This window comes from Leptolyngbya sp. FACHB-541 (assembly GCF_014695875.1).
Lineage (GTDB): Bacteria > Cyanobacteriota > Cyanobacteriia > Elainellales > Elainellaceae > JAAUTN01.
The window spans coordinates 12,249-23,435 of the sequence record NZ_JACJPC010000096.1; the positions used below are offsets into that span (position 1 = coordinate 12,249).

5 protein-coding genes are annotated in these 11,187 nt (G+C 48.4%); 3 read left to right on the forward strand and 2 right to left on the reverse strand.

The genetic code is table 11. From position 1 onward, the window contains the following. The first annotated feature begins 13 nt into the window (after positions 1-13). The 3 genes from H6G00_RS19585 (at position 14) to H6G00_RS19595 (ending at position 8,194) form a co-directional block, all read left to right on the forward strand. Positions 14-1,804, forward strand: coding sequence for a ShlB/FhaC/HecB family hemolysin secretion/activation protein (locus H6G00_RS19585; protein ID WP_190798028.1), 1,791 nt, complete (start codon positions 14-16; stop codon positions 1,802-1,804). Positions 1,805-2,354: 550 nt separating this feature from the next. Continuing rightward, on the forward strand, positions 2,355-5,393 hold the full coding sequence (locus tag H6G00_RS19590) for an Ig-like domain-containing protein (protein ID WP_190798029.1): 3,039 nt from the start codon (positions 2,355-2,357) through the stop codon (positions 5,391-5,393). A 53-nt stretch (positions 5,394-5,446) separates the two neighbouring features. After that, the gene (locus tag H6G00_RS19595) at positions 5,447-8,194 is read left to right on the forward strand and encodes an Ig-like domain-containing protein (RefSeq protein ID WP_190798030.1); all 2,748 of its coding nucleotides are present in this window, start codon (positions 5,447-5,449) and stop codon (positions 8,192-8,194) included. 5 nt (positions 8,195-8,199) lie between these two features. Here the strand turns inward: H6G00_RS19595 and H6G00_RS19600 are convergent, their stop codons facing one another. Both H6G00_RS19600 and H6G00_RS19605 read right to left on the reverse strand, forming a co-directional pair. Beyond that, positions 8,200-9,846: a cyclic peptide export ABC transporter gene (locus H6G00_RS19600; protein WP_190798031.1), complete on the reverse strand. Its 1,647-nt coding sequence runs from the start codon at positions 9,844-9,846 to the stop codon at positions 8,200-8,202. A 40-nt stretch (positions 9,847-9,886) separates the two neighbouring features. After that, entirely contained in the window at positions 9,887-11,158 is a 1,272-nt protein-coding gene (locus H6G00_RS19605) for a 3-oxoacyl-[acyl-carrier-protein] synthase III C-terminal domain-containing protein (protein WP_242042383.1), read from the reverse strand. Positions 11,159-11,187 lie beyond the last annotated feature (29 nt).

Sequence of the window (11,187 nt, forward strand, 5' to 3'; positions counted from 1 at the left end):
AAGAAGTGATAGGATGGTGGGTTCGTTGAGTTCTTATTGTTGGGCTGTGTGGATTGAAGCATTGAGGCAGAGAGGTTCTGGTGTTTTGGAGGCGATCGCCCTCTATTTAACTCTAACTGTGAGTATGACTTTGGGAGCGACCGCCCAGACCCCGCCTGTGAATCTTCCTGATGACCTCCCTGACCCGGCTGAATCTGATATTCCAAACACCATTGACCAAATTACGCCGCGATCGCCCAGTGAAGAACTACTGCCCTTAGAGCCTCCAACCTCGCTCCCTTCCCCAATTCTGGAACCGTCCACCGTGGAGGCACCAGGGGTACCCAACTTAGCTCCAGTACAGATTCGAGTGAATTCTATTGAAGTGCGAGGCAACAGCATTTTTGAGCAGGAGATTGATCAGTTAATTCAACCTTTGTTGGGACGCGAGGTTTCCTTTGATCAGTTGATTGCCCTACGGTCTGCAATTACGGCGCTCTATACCAGCCAGGGATACATTACTTCTGGCGCATTCTTACCCAACAATCAAGATCTTTCGGATGGTGTGGTGCAAATTCAGGTGGTAGAAGGTGAGCTAGAAGCGGTTAATGTAGAGGGACTAGAGCAGCTTAACTCAAGTTATGTGCGATCGCGACTCACTTTGGCAGGACGTAGACCGCTCAACCAACAAAACCTGGAACGCGCTCTGCAACTGCTTCAGGTTGATCCGCTTTTGCGTCAGGTGAATGCTGAACTAACCGCAGGCAGTGCCCCTGGACTCAGCATTCTTCAGGTTGATTTGCAAGAAGCTCCGCCACTGACCGCCAGCCTTGGCACCAACAACTACCAGCCGACCAGCATCGGTTCTGCTCAACTCACGGTTGCAGCTAGCTATACAAATGTGATGGGAATTGGCGATCGCCTCTCTGCTCAATACGGACGCACCAGTGGTTTAGATTTGTATGACATCAGCTACTCCCTACCTGTAAACCCTCGTGATGGCTCGCTCACGTTGCGCTATAACAGCAATGACAGCCGCATCATTGAAGATGCAGTTGAAGACTTAGGCATTCGCAGCGAGGCAGAAAGCTGGTCATTAGAATTTCGTCAGCCCCTTTCTCGTAGCGTTACAGAGGAGTTTGCGCTGGGATTGGCGCTTGACCTGCGCCGCAGCCAAACTTACATTTTAGATGACATTCCTTTTTCGTTTTCGGCTGGAGCCGATGAAGGTGAGTCTAGAGTCACAGTGCTGCGGTTTTCCCAGGATTGGGTGAACCGGGGCAGAACTCAGGTGTTGGCGGCTCGTTCTCAGTTCAGCATTGGGCTGGATGCATTGGATGCCACGATTAACGATACTGGCACCGATGCAGAGTTTTTTAAGTGGCTGGGGCAGTTTCAGTGGGTGCGGCAAATTGAAGGGCGATCGCTCCTGGTTGCTCGGCTCAATGCCCAACTCACGCCCGACTCACTTCTCTCATTAGAGAAAATTGGATTGGGCGGACAAGACACCATTCGGGGCTATGCTCAAAACCAGCTCGTGGCAGACAACGCCATCTGGACTTCAGTAGAACTGCGCCTGCCGTTAAATCGCTCCAATCGTCTAGAGTTAATTCCTTTCCTAGAAGCAGGTCATGCTTGGAACAGCGACCTCCCCGACCCTGACCCCGATTTCTTGGTTGGAGCAGGCTTAGGCTTACGCTGGGAAGCATTACGCGGGCTAAATCTGCGAGTAGACTATGGCTTACCGCTGATTGGCGTTGACTCTGAAGGTGATTCTTTGCAGGACAATGGTATTTATTTGTCCGTACAATATTTCCCCTGGTAGATCCGCGTATTCCACGGTTAAAACTGTACCTTTTGAAGCTGAAACTAATTAAAGACTTTGTAAAGTGAGTCATTAACTCACCAAATGGCGTTAACTTAAATGGAGCAATGCCAGAAATGAGTTTCTCCCAAAAAACTTCTTCTAAGAAATTTTCTTGAGAAACCATGTTTGAAAATTGCTAAAAGTGTGGAACTTATCAAGCAATTCAACGTCCTTGTACTAAAACGTTTGGGAATCTACCGAATTCTGTTTGTTATTTCGACTGTCAACCATTCAGTAGCTTACTTAAAAGGAACATACAGTTAAACCCCTGATTTTACTACCGCAAAAGATGTATTGAGATACATCAAGATAGGATAACCAGGGCTTTTAAATTTTAATCACAGTAATTACTGGGTTGGCAATTACTAGTAGATAAACCCCAAAAGATCAGTAGTGCAAAAGCATTTAGCACTGCAAAAATATTCATGCCTGCTCCAGTCTGAAACATCTGATCCAACGGTGAGTAACTCAGGACATCTGCCAGTTGATGTTACTCAAGAGGAAAATCATGGCTGTTCTCACGGTTAGCAGTACCGCAAATGACGGTGCAGGTTCGTTAAGACAGGCGATTGCCAACGCTAAAGCAGGAGATACCATCAAGTTTGCCTCCAACTTGGCAGGGCAAAAAATTACACTCAGAAGCCAGCTCGAAATTAGCCCTGGCAAAAATTTAACCATTGATGGTGCTGGTGCAGCAGGGTTAACGATCAGCGGCAACAAGACTTCCCGCGTTTTCTACGTCAACTCTAATCAAGATTTTCCAACCAGTTTAACCGTCAAGAACCTGACGCTTACCGATGCTTACACGGCCGAACGAGGTGGTGGCATTCTTGCGGCTCATAAAGGCAATGTCACCGTAGAAAATGTTCGCTTTAATAATAATGTTGCTGACAAGGGCGGTGGCGCAATCTACACCGAATGGGAAACCGATCTAACGGTCACCAATAGCAAATTTGACCGGAATCAAGCGACTCAAGGCAATGATGAAAGAGGGGCGGGGGCGATCGCTTTCCTTAGTCCCGGCAACTTCATTGTCAGAAATAGTGAGTTTACTAACAACCGTGGCATCAATGGTGGAGCCATCAACAGCCTCAACGGTAAACTCACCATTGAAAACTCTAAATTTGTTAACAATGATACGACCTCTGCCCGGTATGATACAGGCAAAGGAAATCCCTTCCTGCGTGGCTATGGCGGTGCTATTTATACCGATCGCGCCAGTTCTACAAATGAGGCATCTGGCACGATTCAAATCAAAAACAGCGTATTTGAGGGAAATAAGGGACGAGGTGAAGGCGGAGCTGCCTATCTTTACACCGGCACTCAAGACAAAGTCACTATCGAGTCTACCGATTTCAAGAAAAATGAGGTCTTGGCACTACCCAATGGCGGCAATGGTGGCAATGGCGGTGGATTGGTGGTGATGAGCAACGGGCTTAACAAGGGTCTGACCATCCGTGATACTGCCTTTACAGACAATACTGCCGCTGGTCAAGGGGGTGGACTTTGGACAATGGATTCCCCGACTACCATCAACGGCAGTCTTTTCTCAGGCAACAAAACTCTGGGGACAACCTACAGCAATGTAGGCGGAGCGATGGCTCTCTACAGTCCTACCGATATTGTAGATACCAAAATTCTTAACAACAAAGCAGGCTGGGTTGGCGGTGGTATTTCTGCTAGTGATAAGTTTCCCGTTACGGTAAAAGACACTGTCTTTTACAACAACACGGCTGACAACGGCACCAACAACTGGGGCATTCAGCAACACACCAGCAGTGAATTAACTGACAAAGGTGGAAATACTCAGTGGCCACCAAAGCGTACCAACAACTGGAATGATTACAACGCAACGGCTCGAATCACCATAGCTCAACCCACCGCAAGTGACTTAAACACCAACGGAATAGGAGTTGCCTCTGGCACAGGTGGAACTCCGACAATTCCTGGTACCGGTGGAACTCCAACGACTCCTACCGATCCAGTAACTCCCGGCACCGGTGGAACTCCAACGCCTACCGATCCAGTAACTCCTGGCACCGGTGGAACTCCAACGCCTACCGATCCAGTAACTCCTGGCACCGGTGGAACTCCCACAACTCCTGGTACCGGTGGAACTCCCACAACTCCTGGTACGGGCGGAACTCCAACGACTCCTACCGATCCAGTAACTCCTGGCACCGGTGGAACTCCGACAACTCCCGGTACAGGTGGAACTCCGACAACTCCTGGCACTCCTTTACCTCTTGTTGCCAGAGCAGATACTATCTCCACAGCAAAAAATACTCCAATTCGGATTGATCCGCTCTCTAATGATTCTGTAGGAAGCGATCGCCCTCTTACCTTAAATATCTCCAAACGTCCTACTCAGGGCAAGGTTGAGGTGTACGACAACAATACACCTGGAAATGTAACTGATGACTTCATCATCTACACACCCAAGAACAATGCCATAGGTAAAGACTCTTTCACCTATCAAATCAACACGGGTGACGGTGCTGCTTCTAATACAGGTGTTGTGAGAGTAACGATCGGTTCCAAAACTTCTGCGATACCTCAACCTCCTGCGGCCCCGACTCCAACCCCCAACCCTCGACCCCCTTCAGCTCCCACTCCTGCGCTCAAAACACTCCGCTATGAAGCAGAGCAGATGAACCTCAACACCTATAAGGTGGAGGGACTGGACGGCTCCCGGGCATCAGCAGACCGCTACATCTCACTCCGCAGCACTGGCGAAACCTCGGGGAGTGCTAACGGTGTGTTTCGAGGTACAGCAGGTACTTATCAAGTCCGAGTCGGCTACTACGATGAAAACGATGGTCAGTCTTCTGCCAGCGTGACCGTTGCAGGTCAGCGTAAGAACTTCAAGCTCGACAAAGACCTGCTCTCTGACTCTGCCATGCACGATGCTAAAGCCGTAGTCACGACTCATTCTGCTGTCACCTTGAAAACAGGCGATCGCTTTGAGATTTCGGCTCGATTAGATAAAGGAGAGTTCGCTCGATTCGACTATATCGAGTTTGTTCCTGTAAATCAAAGGAGCAGACCTGTAACTGGACGCACTGAGACATCCAGAACAGTGATTCAAGGTCGAGCGAGCAACGACACTCTGATTGGCTCCAGCGCTCCCAACAAACTGTACGGTGGCAAGGGCAGTGATTCCCTTGACGGAAAGGCAGGAAACGATGTGCTGATTGGAGTAGATGCCAGAGATCCAAATCCAGGACGCAACGAGAAGGATGACCTGGTGGGTGGAGAAGGCGCAGACCGCTTCTACTTGGGCGATCAGTCCAAGATTTACTATAACGACGGCAGGTCTGACAGGGCTGGGGTAGGAGATTATGCTCGAATTCAGGACTTCAATGCCAGTGAAGGGGACAAAATTTACCTACACGGCAAAGCAGAGGACTATCGATTAGGAGCAGCCCCTCCGAGAGTGGGCACAGGAACAAGTATCTTCCACACCACGGGTGAACGAGATGAATTAATTGCCGTGGTAGAAGAGGTGCAACTTAGCTTGAGCAGCAATAGCTTTAAGTTTGCATAGGGTTTGAGAGGTTATAGGGTGCTTACCGGTTGATGATTCATGAGAGAAACAACATGGCTATTATTACTGTTACAAGCATCGCCAATAGTGGAGCAGGTTCTCTGAGAGAGGCGATCGCCAACGCACAGTCTGGAGATACCATTAAATTTAGCTCTACTTTGGCAGGGCAAACGATTACCCTCACCAGCGGGCAGCTTGAAATCAACAAAGGTTTGACCATTGATGGTTCAGGTGCTGCAGGTGTAAAGATTAGTGGTAATAACACCAGTCGAATCTTTGATGTAACCGCATCCAGTTCAAGTTTTACACTGCGAAATCTCACCCTGATCAATGGAAGAGCCAATGGTACGGGAGAAGCAGGTGCCGGAGGTGCTATCCGCACCGCTGGCGGTGGTCAACTGATTGTCGAAAATAGCACCTTTCAAAATAATGCTTCTTTTGGTGAGGGTGGCGGTGCTATCTGGGCAGGTTACAACAGCACCAATACTATTCTCAACAGCACATTTAATGGCAATGATGGCACATCAGGTCAAGGGGAACGAGGTGGCGGTGCTATTGCAGTCAAGAGCAAAAGCAGTCTCACTGTTAAGAACAGCCAGTTTACCAATAACAAGGGAACTAATGGTGGTGCAATCAACAGTCTTTTAAGCGGACTCACGGTTGAAAACTCCACTTTTCTCAATAATGACTCAACCGCAGGTGGTCCGTTGGGCCTTCATACCAAAGGGTATGGAGGTGCCATTTACACCGATGGAGCCAATGCCTCTGGACCGAATGCTACACCCGGACCTCAAGGGGGTGTCATTACAATTCGCGATAGTCGATTTGAAAGTAATACTGGGGCTGGACAAGGAGGAGGACTTTTTCTATTTGCTTATCCTCCAGACAAGGTAATCGTTGAAAACACAATTATCACGAAGAATAAGGTCGTTGAAGATGCGAAGGGAGATGCTCTTGGCGGTGGTCTTCGACTCGGCAATGCTGAATTTACAATTAAAAACACTACATTTACAAATAATCAGGCGCTTGACCAGGGTGGTGGCTTATGGGTAGGAGAAAAGTCTCTAGGCACCATCATTGACAGTACCTTTTCGGGTAATCGGGCTGAGAGCGCTGATCAGAAAGAAGGTCTGGGAGGAGCAATCACCCTAGCCAATGGCTCTAATCCTGTCGATATTGTTAATACTCTCGTTTCTGATAACTACGCTGGTTTTCAAGGTGGAGGGCTCTGGGGTGGTGGCTCGTCCACGACTGTTAAGGATTCTGTGTTCGTTGATAATGTTGCAAACAATGGCGGAAATAACTGGGACATCAAGAATCATACGGGAACTCAGTTTAGCGATCGCGGCGGCAACATTCAATGGCCTCCCAAAAATCCAAATGACTCCACCGATGTGAATGTCACGGCAAACGTCAGCCTAGTTGACCCGACCCCCAACGATCTGACAGACGTGGGCAGCAACATTAACAACACTGGACCAAATAACAATCCTGTTGTGGGCAATCCCAACCCGATTATTCCAGATCCAGACAGCACGCCTCTTCCTAATACGCCTTCTCTAATCGCCAGAGCGGACTCCGCTACCACACGTCAAAACATCCCAGTTCGCATCAATCTCCTGGAAAACGACTCCCTCCCAAACGATCGCCCCTTCACTCTCAATATTGCTAACCGTCCCACACGCGGTCGTATTCAAATCAACAACAATGGTACCCTACAAAATACCTCCGACGACTTCGTTCTCTACACACCCAAAAACAACATTACAGGGCGAGATAGTTTTACCTATCAAATCAACACGGGTAACGGTACATCCGCTACAGCAGTAGTGAGAGTGGCGATCGCGCCCCAATCTCCTACCCAGCCTCCTACAGCTCCTTCCCAACCCTCATCGTCCCCCACACCCTTTAGAACCCTGCGTTATGAAGCAGAGCAAATGAGCCTCAACAACTACAAAGTTGAGTCCTTGGATAACTCCCAAGCATCCGCAAAAAGCTATATTTCCCTACGCAGCACTGGCGAAACCTCTGGGAGTGCTAGCGGTGTGTTTCGAGGTGCAGCAGGCACTTATCAAGTCCGAGTTGGCTACTACGACGAAAACGATGGTCAATCCTCCGCTACAGTTACCGTTGCGGGTCAGCGTAAGAACTTCAAGCTTGATAAAGACCTGCTCTCTGACTCTGCTATGCACGATGCTAAAGCAGTGGTTACCACTCACTCGTCCGTCGCGCTCAAGACAGGCGATCGCTTTGAAATTTCGGCTCGATTGGATAAAGGAGAGTTTGCTCGATTCGACTACATTCAGTTTACCCCTGTCAAACAGCGACCGACTGGCACTGGTAAAAGCACTACAAACGCTCGAACAATGCCGAAAAATGCAGATGTGTTGCGGGGTGGCGAGGGAAATGACTTTTTGGATGGAGGGCGAGGAAATGATGTCTTGGTAGGGGCAGAAACAAGAAGCTCAACTCCAGGACGAAACGAGAGAGATATCTTAATTGGAGGCAAAGGTGCTGACCGTTTTCAGTTAGGAGATAAATCTCACGTCTTCTACAACGATGGCAAAGCAAACGACCCAGGACTTAGAGATTACGCTTTGATTAAAGACTTCAACCTCAGTCAAGGAGATAGAATTTATCTGCATGGGGAAGCTGATGATTACCGCATTGGGGCAGCTCCTTCAACGAACAGTAGAGGACTGGGAATTTACCACACAGAAGGCGGACAACAGGAGCTAATCGCTGTGATCGAAAATCAGCAAAGCTTGAATTTGAGAAGCCATAACCTAAGATTTGTATAAAGCGTCTAGCCTCTAGTACCCACTGTCATCGATGGTTGAGACTCAGTTTGACCATACTCTAGCTTAATGATTTGGTCAGCTAAGTGGAAGTAGCGATCGTCATGAGTAATCACCAGAATGGTTTTGCCTTGCTCTTTTAGCCGGACAAGAATTTCTCGATAAAATAGCTCTCTAAACAGCGGATCTTGGTCAGAAGCCCATTCGTCAAATAAGTAGATGGGACGATCTTCTAAATACGCAGTTAGAAGTGCAAGCCGCTTTCGTTGTCCTTGAGAGAGATGAATTGTTGAAAATACGCCATTCCTCACACTTACTTTATGGTCTAGCTGCAACTGCTTCAGGTAATGTTTTGCTTCATGATCCAGATTAGGGCGATCGCATCCTAAACAGCGCTCGAACAGGTGAAAATCTGAAAAGATAGCGGAGAAATGCTGTCGATACCATTCTCGGTTGTGGTCAGCGATCGCCACGCCATCAATTGAAACCTTACCCGACATCGGCGGATACAATCCCGTAATCAGTTTAGCTAAAGTCGATTTACCGCTACCGTTGCCGCCAACCAGATAAGTCACTTGTCCGGGCTGCAAAGACAGGCTGACAGGGCCCAGAGTAAACCCATGTTCATCTCCGTCAGGATGATAGGTGTACATCACCTGCTCAAGCTCAATCTGACAGTGCTGACTCACGTTTTGAGGTGTAATTCTGTGAGTTGCGGGGATATCGAGTTCGGCTTCCTGAGCCAGGGCTAATTTCATCCGTTCAATTTTCCGCAGCGCCACATTGCCGCGCAAGAAGTCAGGCAGTCGGTGCAGCAAATTTTGAATTGGAATTGCTAGATAAGTGGTCGTGAGCGCATAGGATGCCAGCATTGCAGGCGATGTTTCAACGAATCGAGGCAAGATAAACAGGGTGAAACCGAGGATGGCGAAGAGAGAGAACTGCCCTAAACCGTCTGCTAGTGCAAAGATTCTCATTGCCGCAATGTTTTTCTGCCGCATCGTGGCAGCACTGCCCTGTAGCTCCTCTGTCAAAAACTCTTCTCGGCGCGATCGATGCAGTTTTAATTCTTTGGTGCCAGTGGCAATCGCCTGAAAGTGCTTGAACAAATGATCCTCTTCTTCACGAGCGATCGCAAACAGTTGTTGGGCTTTGCCTAACGTGGAGTGAGTACACCAAACGGCGATCGCCGTAATAGCAAAAATGACAATAAACACATCGCTTGAAAGCCAAACTAGATAAGTTAAACAGCCGACAATAGTAGCGAGGTCGGTGCAGACATTAGGAATGACAGAAACCGTGTGAGAGAGAACGCGTACATCATCTGTGAGAGTCGCCAGTAGTCGATTACTGCCCAGCATTTCCAGATGTTGCAGGGGTGCAGCTAGAATGTTTTCACTCAGCCGCAGCCGCAGCTGATAAATTGCATTTTGGGAAAGGCTGATTAGCATAAACTGAGAAAAAGTACTGGTCAAAAGGGTTGCCGTTACCAGCCCCAAAAAGTAAAGCAGTGAGTGAGAAACAGCAGCTTGACCGACTGCCTGATTAATTAGCCAGATTAGCTTTGCATTAACTCCCCCACTCACCAAACCCGCAACCGCAGCAATCGCAATGTTGAGCCACGATGTCTTTAGCAAAAATTGGATAAATTTCATCTCACGCTGTCCTCTACAAAAGCTTTACCGAAATCGTTGTCTAGAGCGTTTGAAACAAAATGCCTTCTACCCCAACACCCGGTGAAAATGAAAAGGCAAGCCCTGTTAATGACTGTTGCGCTGTATCTTGCCATCCCGTACCGGGGTCAATTGGGGTATGAAAAGCGCTTTCAGGATAGCGAAACTGCTCCAATCGATTTAGCATTCGCTCCATCACAAACAGCACAGAAGGACTCAACATGTTGCCATACTGCCGTAAGACTTCCCAACTGTCAGCCACCTGATCATCGGTTAGGTCAAGCGATCGTTGCACCTTCTGAATAATCCGAGTTCCACCAGGATGCACTGCCCACAGATTAATGTCTTGCTTGGTCAACTGGTGATCTGCCAAATACCGTTCAATAATTCCACCCACTCCGGTCTCAATGTAGTCAGGTAATTGACGCGAAAGTTTGCAGGTAATGCCGCTATCTTGAATACCTAGAGCAATTCCGTCTTGAGTGTTTTCTGCCAAATAGCTCAAGTGATCGCGGATAACAACATGCCCCTGTCCTAAGCATTCTGCTTCCGTGCAAGCACCAATCACTACGGCAGCACATCCATCTCCAAAAATGCTGTGAATGATCACGTCATTCAGGTCGTCTTCAAAGACAGCATTGATAGAACTGAGCTCCAGACAAACAACGAGGGACTTGTGCGTCGGATTTGCTCTCACATAGTCAGAGGCAACTCGCAGCCCATTCATGGCAGCGGCACAGCCCATGAAATTGATTGTTACTCGCGCAATGTCTCGCCGCAGACCCAACCGCTCAATCAAAGCTGCATCTACTCCCGGTGCCACAAATCCCGTGCTAGAAACAAACACAATCTGACGAATGTTACTCCTGATATCAACGGTTGTGTATCCAGGAAGGTTTACTTTTGGGGCTGAAGCGGCGGCGATCGCCCGTTCTGCAACCCGCTCTGCTAGAGGAACTGCGTGTTCTTGATAGAGTCGCATCCGGTCTTTGATGCTGCTAGCGTTGAGTGTGGCGATCGCATCCTTTGACAGCAAATTAATTGCCAGATGCCGAGTATCAATCCGAGTATTGTGATAGAGCTTTTCAATTAGCGATCGGTTTTGCTCTAGGTTAGGCAGTTGAGCGACCAACTGAGCTGCATCGGATTGCCGGATAGTGTGTTCTGGTGTTCCGGTTGCAATGCTTTCAATGGTGGGTAAGACTTGCCTTAAACTCACCATATTTGGTGCAAAAGTGGTATTGGCAAAAGAATTTGTGGAAACGGGGTTAACTTGGATAGTGGCGGCACTCATGACATTTACTCCTGGTTAAAAATGAATCA